A 16,563-nucleotide genomic window follows, 5' to 3' on the forward strand; every position below is an offset into this window, starting at 1 on the left:
CCTTGACTATTTTACATCATTTCATGTAAGGAGAAAAGTAAAAAAATGTTCCATAAAATAATAATTTTTTAAACTTCTCCTAAATAAATATTTATAATTTGCAAAGCAATAAGGATTAAGAATATTATATTACCTACATTTCCAAGCATGTAAACTTGTGTTTATAGAAAACACAGTAATAAATTGTGAAATATGTTACAATAATGAATTTTTCATGTATAATAAAGATGACATAAATTTCCACACAATTAATGGTTACCGAAATTCCCCAAAACTTTCATAGAAAGGGGTTGGACATTTTGGAACGCATGGGGCCTCAAATACATTTCTTCCATTTGGCTTTTGATTTATCGATTATCTTAACTTCCTCAATACCTATACTCATTTCATTGATAATAGGTTTAGGTGGATTAACTGTGTACTCAATCGTTCATAAATATTTTAAGAGTACTAATCAAAAAAGCAAACAAAATAAAGAAATTAATGTAGTTGATACAGGCAATAATTATCCCACCATCGAAGTTACACTCGACCAAGTCCGAAAAGCGGTAAGAGAATTCTCTGATAATCTTCCTAAAGGCGTTTTCCGTACCATTTTAGTACTAGATGATAACCGCATTGACTTTGAACAGCTCGCCCCCCATCTTGGCGGAATTCCTTCTAATAATTTCTATATGTCGAAGGAAACCTACGATTTATTCGAAGAAAATGAAAAATTAATACCAGCAGAAATGGATACGGTCCAAAAGGCAGTTGACCAATATGTAAAGGACCATAAAGAGTACCCAATGTTACAATTCGATCCGCAGCACAGGGTAAATTATTATTTGCTTTTACAAGAACACTACTTAAAAGAATCGCCTGTTACACAATTTTACATTACTGACCTAGATGGACTTATCACACATATTAAGCCTCGGAATAAAAACTCCTCTCAGCTCTGAGGGGAATTTTTTTTCTTTCGGGTAGTTTTTTTTGCTTTTCTTTTAACAATATTGAGATAATAGCACTAACTATTAATTATAAACCAAAAATGAGGGGTACAAAGATGATAAAACAGAAAAATAAATCGCAGCATTTAGCGACTATTTCTCTCGCAATCATGGGAATCGGATTTATTGCTACACTTCCATTACAAGATTCATTTTGGGGGCATATCCTCCAGGGTGGTTTTGAAGCAGGTCTTGTTGGAGGATTAGCAGATTGGTTTGCGGTAACTGCTCTTTTTCGGCATCCGCTTGGCATTCCAATTCCGCATACTGCATTGTTGCCTAAGAATCGGCATAGAATTACTGCAGGAATTATTTCTATGCTCGAAAATGATTGGCTTACAAAAGAAAGTATTCGTAAAAAAATCAATTCGATTGGTTTTACAAATAAGTTAGCTGACATCGTAGACACTGAAATTAGCTCCAAATCGGTACAAAAAAATATTGTGATGTTTGCCCAACATCTGATTAAAAAAATAGAGGTAAGAAAGTTAACGCCAATTATCGAAAAAGAATTAAAAGCTAAATTAATCGACTGGGATATAAAAAAATATCTTCCCTTACTAATTGACCAAGTAAAAGAACGAAAATATCACGAAAAGACCCTTGATTACATTCTTAAGGAAATTGACGAATGGGCAGCGAAGGATTCCACTAAATATAAGCTGGGCGGAATGGCCGTGGATGCGGTAGAAAACATCAAGGCAGATGGATTTATGCAGTTTGCCCTAAAGTCTTTTAGTAATCTTGTTAACGAGGAGAAGCTAGGTAATATTATCCAAAGCCTTATTCAAAAAGGTGTTTCCAGTTACCGCGATCCGCATAATCAAAATCGGCGAACATTATTGGTTCATATTCAAAACAAGCTTGAATCAATCAAAACCGACGAAAAAATCTATGAAGAGCTTGCTAATTTGAAATCTCATGCCATTACCAAATGGGAACCACAAGAGCAAATTAATGATATATTAGAACAGTTTCAGCAAAAAGCAATCGATTTCGTTGCAGAACCTGTCTTTTTAAATGATTACCTGCTTCCATTCATAAATGATAATCTAAATGCATTAAAAAACAATCCAGAAAAAATAGAGAAAATAGATACGTGGATTAAATCCAAACTCTCTTCCTTTGTGGATAAGAATCATTCCAAAATAGGCAAACTTGTCAAAGAGAATTTAGACAGATTGGATGATAAAACATTGATTAACATGGTCGAAACGAATGTTGGGAAAGACCTGCAATGGATACGAGTGAATGGAGCGGTATGCGGATTTTTGATTGGTCTTATCTTAGTAGGTATTAGAGCTTTCTTTTAATTGCCTTAGTAAATAAGGCTTTTTTTTGCGACTAACCATTAACAAAAATATAGTTCTTTTTCAGGTCCTCCTTTCATATTTAGTACTATAGTGCTGTTGGTGGAACCTTAATGGTAATAGCGGTTATTTTCTTTGCGATAAATATCTTGAAAAATGTAAAGCGATAAACTCTCATCTAAAATAAGCGAAGACACCGAAATGGTGTCTTCTTAATATCGATTACCTTTTATAAATTTCTAATAGTTTCTTTCTTAGCTTGTCTTTTTCTTCATTTGTCTTTCGATAGTCGTATTGATAAATCGCACCCTCCCAGTCACCATACATGGGGTTAGGGAAAACGATTAGCTTACGGCCAAATTCTGCTTGGCGCCTGTCCACCTCTTCAGATCGATCTGAAACGGTTAAACCCTCAAACCCGCTAAAATCACCTAAATTGTCACCAAAGTACAAAAGAATGTCGTGAGTTTTTGCGACTAGCATGCGGCGGGTTTCCTTCCCTTTTTCACCAGGTTGTTGTAATAACACATGCCCACTATTAACTTGAGGAGCACCTGCATTTAGTAAATTTTTCATGGTTGCTGCTTTTTGTGCTTCGTTACGGTTAGATATGTAGAAAATAGCTACTCCCCTTGCATTAACATATTGCAAGAATTCAATTGCACCTGGTAAAGCTTTTGCTTCCCCTCTGGTAAACCAGTCATTCCATCCGAAGGGAACTCCTTTTCCATGAAGGACATACCAAGCCTGATGAGGGCTGTTATCAAGGATAGTCTCGTCGATATCAAGGATAATCGCAGGTTTTAAATTGTTTGCTTTTGGGCGGTCCCTCAGAATTTCATCTAATCTCATTCTGCCAAAGTTATAACCTTGGTAATATAACGCTTTTGCTTCGGCAGAGTTTTGGAACCAAAGTACCGACATAGTGTTTTGTTCATACAAGTTTACCGGTGAACTACTTATCGTTTCTGCCTTTACATGTAGAGAGAGTGATAAAATCATTAACACAGTCAAAAGCCATTTAGTTTTCTTCAATCCATACCCTCCTTTTTCTTTTTATCTATAGTAGTATGTGAAAGAAAGAAATATCCTAACGATTAGACCATAAAAAAAGAGCAGCATGTCCCAAAAAAGACATGCTGCTCTTTTCAAGCTTAAATTATTCGTTTCTTCAGACTGGTTTCGCTTTTATCTCGTTTATGAAATCCTTTGATATAATAAACAGCTACTAAGAAGATTAAGAATATCGGTCCAATCACTAAGGCAATTCTTGTATCAGGATTATACGCCATTAATGCTATGACAAATGCTAAAAAGGCTAGTGCAAGATAGGAAGTATAAGGAAATAATGGCATCTTATATTTTAATGCCTTAACTTCACTCTGACCTAGAGATTTACGATACCGAATTTGCGATAAAAGTATAATTCCCCAAGTCCAAATGGCTCCAAACGTAGCAATACTCGTCACCCAAGTAAATACCTTTGCTGGAACAATATAATTTAGAATAACCCCGATCAGCAAAGCACCAGCTGATGCAATCACGGCCATTCCGGGGACCCCTCCTTTTGTAACCTTTCCAAAGTTTTTAGGGGCCTCACCATGTCCGGCAAGATTAAATAACATCCTAGCCGTACTGAAAATACCACTATTACAAGATGAAAGGGCTGCTGTTAGAACAACAAAGTTAATAATACCTGCCGCCCCGGGGATGCCAATCTTTTCAAAGGTAAGGACAAATGGACTGCCTTTTGTGCCAATTTCCTCCCAAGGATAAATCGACATAATCACAAACAAGGCACCAACATAAAATAACAGTATTCGCCAAAAGACTGTATCAATTGCTCTTGAAAGAGACTTTTCAGGATTTTTTACCTCTCCAGCTGTAACCCCAATCATTTCAATTCCCAAGTAGGCAAACATAACCATTTGCAAGGATAATAAAACTCCTTTTATTCCATTCGGAAAGAAGCCGCCATGTTCCCACAAATTCTTGAGACCGGTTGCAATCCCGCCATTCCCCAAACCAAAAATAATCATTCCTGCACCGATGAGAATCATCGCAATGATGGTAACGATTTTAATTAAGGCAAACCAAAATTCTAATTCCCCATAAGCTTTAACAGCAAGAAAGTTTACTGCCGCCATGATTACAAGTGCTGCCAACGCCCATAACCATCTTGGAACAGACGGAAACCAATATTCCATATAAATACCAATGGCTGTTATTTCCGCCATACAAGTAACAACCCACAAAAACCAATAATTCCAGCCTGTTATGTACCCAGCTAGCGGTCCTAAATAATCACGGGCATATTTACTAAATGACCCTGCTACTGGCTTTTGAATCGCCATTTCTCCTAAGGCCCTCATAATGAAAAACATAATTAACCCGCTAAATGCGTAACCTGCCAAAATACCCGGTCCTGCCATTTTAATTGCTGACGCAGAACCTAGAAATAATCCTACCCCAATAGCTGCGCCGAGAGACATTAGCGTTATATGTCTTTCCTCTAAACCGCGATGAAGTTCTTTGTCCTGAGTGCTTTTACTCATCTTATGTATCTCCTCCTGATCAAAACTTCAATTTTCCATGCATCATCCACTTGTTCATAACTTTAAATAAAAATAATATTTGAATAATTATAATACTACTTATCTGCAATTAATGCGACTGCATATCCTCCCCTTTTTTATATTGTTAGCGTTTTCAAATCTACTTAAATTTTTTTTGAACATTTCCTGACATTATTTTAACATTTTTGTGAACAATATTTTTTTGTAGAATAACGAGAAATTTACGCTAACTTTTTGTAGAATTAAACTAAAGAATATAATTTTATCCTGACAGATATTCTGGAGGTTATCATATTGAATACTAGCCAACATGATCCGTTTAAAACAGCTTTTGATAGTTTAGAAGAATTTGTTGATCTAATCAGCCAAGTTTTAAATTGCCCAATTACTATTGAGGATGCAAATCATCGACTACTTGCCTATAGTACACATGATGAACGGACTGATCCAGCAAGAATCTATACAATTATCGGACGAAGAGTGCCAGAAAAGGTGATCAATCAATTATGGAAGGAAGGCACCATTCCTGCACTGCTGCAAACTCGAGAACCAATCCGTGTTAAAAATATGGATGATATCGGACTTCATAATCGAGTTGCTATCTCTATTTGGAAACAGGATGAAGTATTAGGCTTTATTTGGGCGATCGAGATTGACAAAACTTTAACGGAACAGGATTTCGACTTACTCAGAAAGGCAGCAGATTCTGCGAAAAATAAACTATTACAGCTCCAAACCAGAAAAAATAAAAAGGAAGAACATTCGCAGGAATTCTTCTGGAAACTACTAACAGGACATTTGAAGGGTGAAAAGGATATATATGACCGATTTCATGCGTTAAAAATTACACCCTCACGCTCTTATGCGATTGCAGTATTTCAATTTCCTGAAAACATAACAAGTAAAGTTGAGCAAAACATCTCTTATTTATTAAAGACAGGCCAGCTGATGAAAATTCTGCTTTATACCATTGACTGTAATCAATTAATCATCTTAATTTCTGCAGATAATATAAAAGAGCCTTACCAGGAATTTAATCGCTTTGTTCAAACCTTTGTTTTGACAATGACCGAGCGGTACGATATTAAGGGAATCACGCCTGTATATAGCAGTATTTATGAAGATTATCAAAAAATTGGCCAAGCCTATCAGGAAACATTAAGAGTCCTAACAATTAAAGAAAAATTCCCATTAGAAACAGAAGAAATATTTAATTATCACAAGCTGGGGATTTACCAACTATTTGAACTCATTTTGGAAAAAAGACAAAGTGAAGCATATCAAAATGATTCATTAAAAAGGCTGCAAGATTATGACCAAAAACATCATAGTAATTTAGTTGAAACATTAGAAGTCTTCTTAAATAAAGATAACAATATAAATGATACCGCAAAGGAACTAAATGTTCATGCCAACACCCTTAATTATCGGTTAAAGCGTATATCGGAAATTGGCGATGTGCATTTAAAAGATCCAAACCAGAAAATGCTTCTGTATCTTGACCTAAAGCTCGAGAAATACAAATAGATATGAACATTTTGTGAAAATCCCCAAAGGGAATAAAAAATTTTCTCCTTTCTAAACAAAGTATTTTTAAGGAAAACATTTTATACTTTAGCCATAGCAACTATACTTTACAGTATTAGGGAGGATTTCAGATATGTTTATTGGTGTACCTAAAGAGATTAAGAATAATGAAAATCGTGTAGCACTTACTCCAGCCGGTGTGGTTACATTAGTTAAAGCAGGTCATATTGTATTAATTGAAAAAGACGCCGGGGTTGGAAGCGGTTTCACTGATGAGCAATATATAGAGGCAGGCGCAGAAATTATAAAAGATCGTAAAGAGGTCTGGTCAAAATCGGATATGATTATGAAGGTAAAAGAGCCTTTAGAAAGCGAATATCAGTATTTCCGACAAGGATTAATCTTATTTACTTATTTACACCTTGCTGCTGAACCTGCACTTGCACAAGCACTAAAAGATAAAGGTGTACTTGCCATTGCCTATGAAACAGTCTCCGTGAACAATACACTGCCGTTGCTAACTCCAATGAGTGAAGTTGCAGGACGTATGGCTGCACAAATTGGTGCACAGTTCTTACAAAAAAATAACGGCGGTCAAGGTATCCTTTTAGCTGGTGTTCCAGGGGTTAATCGTGGTAAGGTAACCATTCTCGGCGGTGGTATTGTCGGAACCAATGCAGCAAAGATGGCGATTGGTCTAGGTGCAGATGTGACGATTATCGATGTAAGTGCAGACCGTTTACGCCAGCTGGATGATATCTTTGGAAATCAAGTTAAAACGCTAATGTCTAATCCATATAATATCGCGGAAGCGGTTGCACAAGCCGACCTTTTCATTGGAGCAGTGTTAATTCCAGGTGCTAAGGCTCCAAAACTAGTGACAGAAGACATGGTGAAATCAATGAAGCCAGGTTCTGTTATTGTCGATGTTGCGATTGACCAAGGTGGAATTGTCGAAACTAGTGACCATGTAACAACACATGATAACCCTACTTTTGTGAAACATGGAGTGGTTCACTATTCAGTGGCCAACATGCCAGGTGCGGTTCCTAGAACATCTACCATTGCCTTGACAAACGTAACAGTTCCCTACGCATTACAAATTGCTAATAAAGGGGTATTAAAAGCCATTTCAGAAAATGCTGCTTTGAAACTTGGCGTAAATACGGCAAATGGAGAAATTACTTATGAAGCAGTGGCAAGGGATTTAGATTATCAATATGTACCGGTAGAAGATGCATTGGTAAAGGAACTTGCTTCAATCTAAACACAACTTTTCAAACCCTATATCGATAAAATAAAGGGCAGCTATCAATCGATAGCTGCCTTTGCTTTATAAGTACTTCCGATGAACACCCTTCCCATCATATGAAAACAGCATTTTTCTTTCTTCGATCATGGTTTCTATATGAACCGGTCTGCCCCAAAGCTGGTGAATATAAGGAAGGACTTTTTCGAGGTATTTCACATCTAATTCCACACCTTCATACCAGTGCTTTAAGTACAGTTCACCATTTTTCAGGAAGTCACCATCATTGACAGTAATATATGGAAATCCCCCATTAACACGCATATTTACAAGCTGATCCCGAATATGTTCCCATTCTTTATCAACGACTTTGTAATCCCTCCCTTGCTTTTGGAAAAGATACATATCTTCTCTCATAACAAGGTCCTTATTTAAGTAATTACGCAGGAAGGAAATATCCGATTCAACTTCACGAACCTCGAACATTTTTTCCCTGCCTGAGCCAGGTTGAATTCCTCTTCGTTTCATTTCCTCTGTTGGATTATTATATCGCTCTTCAATATCCTCAAAAATTTTAATACCGAGATAATAAGGATTTATTCCTGTTTTTGATGGTTGGACAACCCCAGCATTTAACTTGGCAAATTCAATTGCTTCACCACTAGTTAAGTCCAGTTCCCTTAAGATTCGTTGATGCCAAAAGGAAGCCCAGCCTTCGTTCATGATTTTCGTTTCAAGCTGTGGCCAGAAGTAAAGCATCTCCTCTCGCATCATGGTTAAGATATCCCTCTGCCAATCTTCCAGCTCTCTAGAGTAAGTTTCAATAAATAATAAAAGATCTTTTTCAGGCCGTGGTGGGAACTTCCTTTTCTTCGGTTGGTTGTTTACCTTTTGATCTTTTTCGTCCAGTTTCCAGAGATCGTCGTATGGAGTTACGGCAATGGGATCTAATTCTTCGTCTTCCTCATCATCTCCAATGGACCAAGAAAGCTTTGGCCGCATAAGCGAAGGGTCAATATGTTCATCAATAGCCAGGATGGCATCTAAAAAGGTTTCAACTTCCTTTTTTCCATATTGAATCTCATATTTATGAATTCGTTCAGCAGTAGCGGCCATACTTTCAACCATATCTCGCTTGGTGTTTTGGAAACGGACATTATTTTTAAAGAAATCACAATGAGCCAGCACGTGAGCAACGATTAACTTATTTTGTATCAGGGTGTTTGAATCAAGCAAGAATGCATAACAAGGGTTTGAGTTTATTACGAGCTCATAAATTTTACTTAGACCTAAGTCATAGTGCAGTTTCATTTTGTGGAATTGCTTTCCAAAGCTCCAATGTGAAAATCGTGTTGGCATACCATAAGCACCAAATGTATAAATAATTTCAGCTGGACAAATTTCATATCTCATTGGATAAAAATCGAGTCCAAAACCAGTGGCGATTTCAGTAATTTCACTTATGGCATATTCAAGCTGCTTACGATCCTCTATATTCATTCCTCACTCCCCCTTTTCCTCTTAACACAATGTATGAAGAAAAGCCGGGATTGATGAGGGAGATGGCCAAAAAACAATAGCAAGCCTTATTGATTTTTTGATTCTACTCCGAATTTCCTATTATGAGATTAATGGCGCATCTTTTTTGCCTCCCTCGCAAGAACAAGGCCGACATATTTGTTTCGTTTCCATTCATTTTTAAAAACTGACAGGGGGGGACTTGTGTCTCCCACTAAGTAACTTATTTCAATGGTCATGGCTGGTTTGTGATAGGTTGTAATAAACCAATCCGTAAATCCTCCGCCAAATGAATCGGGATCAGGTTTCGCTAGTTTATAGTTGGTTAGTCTAGAAATTCTCTTTGCAACCTTATAATCACGCTTCACATGTTTTCCATTTTTATAATTCCAAAAAATCTCCCTTCCTGCCGTATGATACGCCACCGCAATCGAAGGGTTTATCTCTTTAATAAATCGGGTCAAAGCGATAACTTCTTTAGATTCTAAAGGTCTTTTACCTTTATAAAATGCATAGCTTGGGTTTGAAGGTTCTTGGTTAAGCTGTTTCCAGCCTGCAGGGTATTGTCTGTTTAAATCCACACCCATCCCGTTAGCTTTCCATCGCTTGAAATTACTTGACCCTTCATTCATTAATAACAATTGTTTCTGAAGACTAGCGGGAAATGACTCGAGGTTAGTTTGTTGAATATAAACACCATCTGGATTTAGCATAGGGATAAACCAAATAGAAACTTGATTAAGGATATCAGTTGACCTAAAACCCATTCTCTTACCGTTCTGATAGGCATCGGCATAATGCTCAAGCATGTTCATTAAAAGGGCGCTTGTCATCCATTCTCGTCCATGATGAGCACCTATTAAAACAATATTAGTTTTTCCTCTGCCCAGCTTTACTCCCCAAATTTCTTTTCCATAATGGGTTTTGCCAATTGATTTCATTTCGGTCTGGTCCCGATATTTATTATTGATTTTTTCCAGATCCTGCTGCAGACGGTTATATGTATAAGGTTTATCCGCTTGTATGATTTTTGCTTCTGCTGCGGTAAATATGAGTGTGAAAAGACAGAAAAGGACACAAGTAATTCTAACCAATTAAAGCACCACTCTTCTTTAAAAACTAATTTTATACTGGTAAATGTTGAAAACAGCGTAAACATTAGATGTCCAACATTTTCTGTGAAAGTTATTTGGGGAATGTCATAAAATAAAGTCAACTCCTAATAAGGAGGAGGCAAATAAAAATGAATAAGATGGATTACGACCGAGCGTTATATTATACGCACAGATCAGAATGGGACAATTTGCTTATCTTAATGGTTCGGACAAAGGACCAATTTTTATCGAAAAAGATTGAACAATTCCTGCACGCTTATAATTTTGAACGTGACTATACCGTGATTGAAACTAAATTATATAGTCTTCTTCGTTACATTGACCATGCTAATGAATCGCTGGATCCTGATGAAAATGGCTTACCGATGTATAGTCTTTCCTGAAAAAAAAAGTGGATACCAAATTGTTGAGAAAATTTTTTCTACCGGGAAAAAAGAATTCCACCAAAAAAACGGCTTCCAATAGGAGGCCGTTTTAGTATTATTAAGTTCTCTTTTATTGGCTTAAATAGTCTGAACCATTTTTACTTTCTTATCTACTAATGCCATAAAGTCCTTTTCAATCGTTTGAAGCTTATGTTTGCTTTCTTCAAGGCTGGAACTATTCACACCAAAGTAAAATTTAACTTTCGGTTCTGTCCCCGATGGACGTAAGCATACCCAAGAGCCATCTTCAAAAATATATTTTAACACATTGGATTTAGGTAATGAAATGGTCTCTTCTCCATTTTTCGTTGCTCGGACACCTGTCAAATAATCTTCGCTTGCAAGAGTCTTAACTGTACCTAAGTTTGTCAATGGTTCATTACGGAAGGATGCTAATAGGCGTTGAATCATCTCTGCCCCTTCTTTTCCTTTCAGAGTTAAAGAACGAAGTCCCTCTTGGTAGAAACCGTATTTTTCAAAAACACGCAGCATCCCTTCATATAGGGTTAATCCTTGTTTTTTATAATAGGCACAAACTTCCGTAGCAAGCAGAGCAGCTTGAACTGCATCCTTATCACGTGCAAAGTCACCGATCAAGTAGCCGTAAGACTCTTCATAGCCAAATAGGAAGGAATGCTCGCCCGTTGTTTCATATTCCTTGATTTTTTCTGCAATAAATTTAAAGCCAGTTAAAACATCCACTGTTTCTAACTTGAATGCGGAAGCAATTCTCCGTCCTAATTCAGAGGTAACAATCGTCTTTAAAACAACACCATTCTCAGGCAATGTTCCTTTCGCTTGTTTCTGAGAAAGAAGATAATCCACTAATAATGCACCTGTTTGATTACCCGTTAAGACAACATATTCTCCCTCATGATTTGGAACAGCAATCCCTAGACGATCCGCATCGGGGTCAGTTGCAATCAAAATATCAGCTCCGACCTTTTTTCCATCACGGATCGCTAATTCAAAGGCAGCATGCTCTTCCGGATTAGGGCTTTTGACAGTTGAAAATTCAGGATCGGGAAGTTCTTGTTCTTTTACAACCGAAACATTTTTATATCCTAATGCCGCAAGACCTGCTCGGACTAATTTATTGGCTGTTCCATGTAATGGCGTAAATACGATTTTAATATCTGTCTCTTCAGCAAGAGTTGGATTCTCAGAAATGGTTTTTAATTTTTCAATATAATCTTGATCAATTACAGAACCAATTGTTTTGATCAAACCAGCCTGACGTAATTCTTCCTCACTGCTGACTTCGATTAGTAATTCATTTTCAATTTCATTTACCTTTGCAATCACAATATCAGCCGCTTCAGGTGGCAGCTGACCACCGTCTGATCCGTAAACTTTATAGCCGTTATATTCCGGGGGATTATGGCTCGCTGTAACCACAATGCCAGAAAAAGCATTTAAGTATCTTAATGCAAACGATAGTTCTGGTGTTGGTCGCAGCTCATCAAATACATATGTTTGGATTCCTTTAGAGGCAAGCGTCTTAGCAGCCTCCAATGCAAACTCAGGTGATTTATGGCGTGAATCATAAGCAATTACTACACCGCGCTTTTTCGCTTCGTCACCGTGCTCTTCTATGAAAGCTGCCAATCCTGCGGAAGCTTTACGGACGGTATAAAGGTTCATGCGATTCGTCCCTGCGCCAATTTCCCCACGCATTCCACCTGTACCAAACTCAAGATTCTTATAAAATATTTCTTCTAGTTGTTTTTCATTACCTTTTAATGCTTCTAATTCATTTTTTAATTCATTGTCCAACCCTTCAAATTCCTGCCAGCTTTTTGCGATTGCTTTCCATTCCATAGATGTGATCCCTCCTATTTATGTACATACCTCTAATTCGAAGTTTAATACTGTTTTCCCTCTAAAAATGACAAGATAAAAACCGACATTTTTTGCAGAATATGTGAAAGCTACTCATATTATAATACCTCAAAATATGACAATAAGAGAAGGAATAAAAAAAAAGCCTGTAAAAAATCACAGGCTTAAGTTAACTACTTATATAATTAGTTCATTATCTGCTTTGGTGTAGATACTGAGAATCGAATTCTTTAAACTTTTACCTTGAATAAACTGTTCAAAATCAAATGGGAAAAACAGTCCAAATTCATTTAATGTAGCAGCATTTCTATTAAACACCACTTCGTATTGCTCATCTAAGGGTGATGATTCTAGAATGGAAATGATCGTCTGTATACATGTCATAACTTGAAATGCATCTTTTAAAGTATTAAAATCCAAAGATGTGTCCAGGATCTTTAATTCCATAAATTGACTAATTTCTTCATCATTAAAAAACTGAGGAAAAATATTAGAGTAAACGTACCTCACCAGTTCATTAATTTCTTCTTCTTGACTTGGTGTCGAGGCAAAAACTATTTTCACTTATTTAACCCACCTTTGCCATCGCTTTTTTCTGTCGTAATATATATCATAAGAATAACATAATTCGAAGTGAATTTTGGGTGGTAATTATCACCACAGTAAGAAAAGCGTAAGCGCCTTGGTTATGCGCTGGAGCTGGACAATTTATAAAAGGAGAAAGTATGATTATAACTAAACGTACTGGTGAGTGGCTGCAAATCATCGTTCCAAGTGAATGGGAAGGAATTACGATTACTGACCTTTTCCGAGAGGTATGGCAGGCTCCAAAAAAATTAACCCATCATTTTCGGTCTGAGAATAAGGTCTTACTTGAAGGTAATCGGAGTAATTGGAACAATCCACTTCCTGCAGGGGCAAAAATACAACTTCATCTATTTGAAGAAGAAGCTTCTCAGGTGATCCCGTCTTACCATGAGATAAATATATTATTTGAAGATGAGCATGTTTTAATTGTCAATAAACCGCCATTTATGAATACACATCCAAATGACCCTGAAAAGGAAACAGATACACTTATGAATGCCGCTGCCTTTTACCTCTTGTCAAAAGGAGAATCAGCAAATGTTCGGCAAGTACATCGACTGGACCGTGATACATCAGGGGCCATTCTTTTCGCCAAACATGCTTTAGCAGGTGCCATTTTAGATCAAATGCTTGAGAAGCGTTACATTAAAAGAACCTATATCGCAGCTGTTCATGGCCTGTTAAAGCAGCGGAAGGGCACCCTTAATATGCCGATAGGGCGTGACCGACATCATGCAACTAGACGCAGGGTGTCACCCACTGGACAAGCTGCCGTTACTCACTATCAAGTCTTAGATTATAATAAGCAAAAAGAAATTTCTTTCATTAAATGCTGGCTGGAAACGGGGAGAACTCACCAAATCAGAGTTCATTTCAGTCATTTTGGTCATCCTTTAATTGGAGATATTTTATACGGAGGACAACCGCTCACGAATAGGCAGGCCCTCCATGCGGCTAAGCTCGAATTTACCCATCCATTTACTAAAGAATCGATCATTTGTCACGCACCATTTACAGATTTACCTGAGATTTTTAACATTGATGTCCATAAAATATAGAAAAGGATGTCTCTTATGGGAGACATCCTTTCTTTGCCATGTTATTGTTAATCGGCTTTTCTAAAGGCACGCATGATAAAGCTTAAAAGAAGTACTAAAACTGCAGCACCAATAATGGCCGGGATTATCGCAAAGTCAGCTACATTTGGACCCCAATGACCTAATACTGCTGTTCCTAACCATGCACCAATAAAACCTGCGATGATATTACCAATAATGCCCCCCGGAATATTTCTTCCGACAATTAGTCCTGCTAACCAACCGATAATTCCACCAACAATTAATGACCAAATGAAACTCATTTAGAACACTCCTTTTTAGTATTCTTCATTTCACTTTTTTTGTATTTTACTCAGACAGCTGAAATGCTTTTGGAAAATCCATTGTTTACTGCCTGTACCTATAAAGTACCCTCTTTTTTAATTTATACTCATATAAAAAATAATTAATTGAACTTTACTAAAAAATACATGCACAAGACATAAATTAAAAATACTAGGCAAAAGTAATAAAGGAACTTTAATAGTAATAGGGTGTTTTCAGAAAATTCTAATGTTAAGTTTTTGTAAATTTATCGTAAATTCTTTCTCTTTTCGACAAATTTTAGATAAAATAATTTGGGTGCACTATACAATTATCATTGTTGTAAATATTGGAGGTATAATCAATGGCTAAAAAAGTAGATAAATTCTCGGCATTACTAAGTAGTATTTCATCCAATCTTGATGAAAGTGTGGATTTTTTTACTGATTATAAACTAAAAAATATCAGTGATTTAAAAATCTTTTCTGAGAAAATGAAAGAGTATGAATCCAAAGGTGATACCTTCGTTCATGAAGTTATAAAAGAATTAAATGATGCATTTATAACTCCAATTGAACGTGAAGACATCCTTCAGCTCGCGATGAGCATGGACGATGTATTGGATGGTCTTGAAGCATGTGCTGCCCTATTTGAAATGTATTCAATTACTGATGCAGATGAGTTTATGTTAAAGTTTGTCGACGCTATTCAAAACAGTGTTCACGAGATTCAGAAGGCTGTTGAATTACTATCCAATAAAAAGTTAGCTCAAATTAGAGAACATGCCATTAAAATTAAGGATTATGAATCAAAATGCGATAATATCTTAAGACAATCAATCAAGCATTTATTTGCTGTCGAGAAAGATCCAATCCGTATTATTCAATATAAGGAGATTTACGAAGATCTTGAGGATATTGCTGACTTCTGTCAGACTGTAGCTAATACGCTGGAATCCATTATTATGAAAAATGCTTAAGGAGCAAAAAAATGAGTCTTGTACTAATTTTAACAATTTTAATTGTCATTGGTGCTCTTGCATTTGATTTTATTAATGGTTTTCACGATACAGCGAATGCAATCGCCACGTCCGTTTCAACAAAAGCTTTAAAACCTCGTCAAGCCATTATGTTGGCAGCAGTGATGAATTTAGTTGGTGCCTTAACTTTTACGGGAGTAGCCAAAACCGTTTCAAAGGATATAGTTGATCCGTTTACCTTACATAATGGATCCGTTGTTATTTTGGCTGCATTAGTTTCCGCAATCTTTTGGAACTTACTAACGTGGTATTACGGAATTCCTAGCAGTTCCTCTCACGCTATCATTGGATCAATTGCCGGGGCTGCAATTGCAGCAGAAGGATTTAATGCTTTGAACTACACCGGTTTTATCAAAATCATTGAAGCGCTGATTATATCACCAATTCTTGCCTTTGTTGTGGGATATATTATCTATAGTATTTTTAAAGTAGCGTTTAAGAATTTAAATTTAGCAAAAACGAACAAAAGATTCCGTTATATCCAGATTGCAACAGCTGCTTTACAATCTTATTCACACGGAACTAATGATGCGCAAAAGTCAATGGGGATCATCACCTTGGCACTTGTATCCAGTAATTATCTTTCCCCTGATGCAGGTATCCCTTTTTGGGTACAACTTTCCTGTGCTGTTGCAATGGGTCTAGGTACCTCGATTGGCGGCTGGAAGATTATCAAAACAGTGGGCGGAAAAATTATGAAAATACGCCCAGTTAATGGGGTTGCTGCTGATATAACCGGAGCAGCTATTATCTTTGGTGCAACCTACATACATCTACCGGTAAGTACGACGCACGTAATCTCTTCTGGTATTCTCGGAGTTGGTGCTTCTCATCGTCTTAAAGGCGTAAAATGGGATACGGCTAAACGGATGTTGATTACTTGGGTTATTACCTTGCCAATTACAGCGATTATTGCTGCCATCGTATTTTATATTTTAAATTTATTCTTTTAATGGTTTTAACCAGAGATTTTTCTCTGGTTTTTTTATTTCTCTCATTGTTGCACGTCTAAATATGATTT

The 16,563-nt window shown here is 36.8% G+C and carries 15 protein-coding genes; 8 read left to right on the forward strand and 7 right to left on the reverse strand.

Annotated elements, in window-relative coordinates:
• The first annotated feature begins 416 nt into the window (after positions 1-416).
• Together ACZ9EE_RS10385 and ACZ9EE_RS10390 are read left to right on the forward strand one after the other, a co-directional pair.
• The gene (locus ACZ9EE_RS10385) at positions 417-944 is read left to right on the forward strand and encodes a DUF3939 domain-containing protein (protein ID WP_476026794.1); all 528 of its coding nucleotides are present in this window, start codon (positions 417-419) and stop codon (positions 942-944) included.
• Between the two features lie 104 nt (positions 945-1,048).
• Positions 1,049-2,305: a DUF445 domain-containing protein gene (locus ACZ9EE_RS10390; RefSeq protein ID WP_476026796.1), complete on the forward strand. Its 1,257-nt coding sequence runs from the start codon at positions 1,049-1,051 to the stop codon at positions 2,303-2,305.
• Between the two features lie 219 nt (positions 2,306-2,524).
• On the opposite strand, the gene ACZ9EE_RS10395 is transcribed toward ACZ9EE_RS10390, so the two are convergent.
• Together ACZ9EE_RS10395 and alaP are read right to left on the reverse strand one after the other, a co-directional pair.
• The gene (locus ACZ9EE_RS10395) at positions 2,525-3,337 is read right to left on the reverse strand and encodes a 5'-nucleotidase, lipoprotein e(P4) family (RefSeq protein ID WP_476026798.1); all 813 of its coding nucleotides are present in this window, start codon (positions 3,335-3,337) and stop codon (positions 2,525-2,527) included.
• A 119-nt stretch (positions 3,338-3,456) separates the two neighbouring features.
• Entirely contained in the window at positions 3,457-4,857 is a 1,401-nt protein-coding gene (gene alaP, locus ACZ9EE_RS10400; RefSeq protein ID WP_476026800.1) for an alanine permease AlaP, read from the reverse strand.
• A 315-nt stretch (positions 4,858-5,172) separates the two neighbouring features.
• Between alaP and ACZ9EE_RS10405 the strand changes: the two genes are divergently transcribed.
• A complete protein-coding gene (locus tag ACZ9EE_RS10405; protein ID WP_476026802.1) occupies positions 5,173-6,405 on the forward strand; it encodes a PucR family transcriptional regulator in 1,233 nt (410 codons plus the stop codon).
• Between the two features lie 133 nt (positions 6,406-6,538).
• Positions 6,539-7,672: an alanine dehydrogenase gene (gene ald, locus ACZ9EE_RS10410; protein ID WP_476026804.1), complete on the forward strand. Its 1,134-nt coding sequence runs from the start codon at positions 6,539-6,541 to the stop codon at positions 7,670-7,672.
• A gap of 66 nt (positions 7,673-7,738) precedes the next feature.
• On the opposite strand, the gene ACZ9EE_RS10415 is transcribed toward ald, so the two are convergent.
• Together ACZ9EE_RS10415 and ACZ9EE_RS10420 are read right to left on the reverse strand one after the other, a co-directional pair.
• Positions 7,739-9,154: a SpoVR family protein gene (locus tag ACZ9EE_RS10415; RefSeq protein ID WP_476026806.1), complete on the reverse strand. Its 1,416-nt coding sequence runs from the start codon at positions 9,152-9,154 to the stop codon at positions 7,739-7,741.
• Positions 9,155-9,282: 128 nt separating this feature from the next.
• Positions 9,283-10,266, reverse strand: coding sequence for a M14 family zinc carboxypeptidase (locus ACZ9EE_RS10420; RefSeq protein WP_476026808.1), 984 nt, complete (start codon positions 10,264-10,266; stop codon positions 9,283-9,285).
• 149 nt (positions 10,267-10,415) lie between these two features.
• On the opposite strand from ACZ9EE_RS10420, the gene ACZ9EE_RS10425 reads away from it, so the two are divergent.
• Positions 10,416-10,670 carry a YhdB family protein gene (locus tag ACZ9EE_RS10425; protein WP_476026810.1) on the forward strand — a complete coding sequence of 85 codons (255 nt, stop codon included), beginning with the start codon at positions 10,416-10,418 and terminating at the stop codon, positions 10,668-10,670.
• Positions 10,671-10,790: 120 nt separating this feature from the next.
• Here ACZ9EE_RS10425 and ACZ9EE_RS10430 read toward each other — a convergent pair whose 3' ends face one another.
• A complete protein-coding gene (locus ACZ9EE_RS10430; protein WP_476026812.1) occupies positions 10,791-12,533 on the reverse strand; it encodes a phospho-sugar mutase in 1,743 nt (580 codons plus the stop codon).
• Positions 12,534-12,731: 198 nt separating this feature from the next.
• Positions 12,732-13,118 (reverse strand): YhcU family protein, encoded by a 387-nt coding sequence (locus tag ACZ9EE_RS10435; protein ID WP_476026814.1) that lies wholly within the window; start codon positions 13,116-13,118, stop codon positions 12,732-12,734.
• 161 nt (positions 13,119-13,279) lie between these two features.
• Here ACZ9EE_RS10435 and ACZ9EE_RS10440 point away from each other — a divergent pair, with 161 nt between their 5' ends.
• A complete protein-coding gene (locus tag ACZ9EE_RS10440; RefSeq protein ID WP_476026816.1) occupies positions 13,280-14,200 on the forward strand; it encodes an RluA family pseudouridine synthase in 921 nt (306 codons plus the stop codon).
• A 47-nt stretch (positions 14,201-14,247) separates the two neighbouring features.
• Here ACZ9EE_RS10440 and ACZ9EE_RS10445 read toward each other — a convergent pair whose 3' ends face one another.
• A complete protein-coding gene (locus ACZ9EE_RS10445) occupies positions 14,248-14,502 on the reverse strand; it encodes a GlsB/YeaQ/YmgE family stress response membrane protein (protein WP_476026818.1) in 255 nt (84 codons plus the stop codon).
• A 365-nt stretch (positions 14,503-14,867) separates the two neighbouring features.
• On the opposite strand from ACZ9EE_RS10445, the gene ACZ9EE_RS10450 reads away from it, so the two are divergent.
• Positions 14,868-15,482: a DUF47 domain-containing protein gene (locus ACZ9EE_RS10450; protein ID WP_476026820.1), complete on the forward strand. Its 615-nt coding sequence runs from the start codon at positions 14,868-14,870 to the stop codon at positions 15,480-15,482.
• An 11-nt stretch (positions 15,483-15,493) separates the two neighbouring features.
• Positions 15,494-16,495, forward strand: a complete 1,002-nt coding sequence (locus ACZ9EE_RS10455) for an inorganic phosphate transporter (RefSeq protein ID WP_476026822.1) — start codon at positions 15,494-15,496, stop codon at positions 16,493-16,495.
• Positions 16,496-16,563 lie beyond the last annotated feature (68 nt).

This window comes from Bacillus sp. URHA0034, assembly GCF_056280405.1.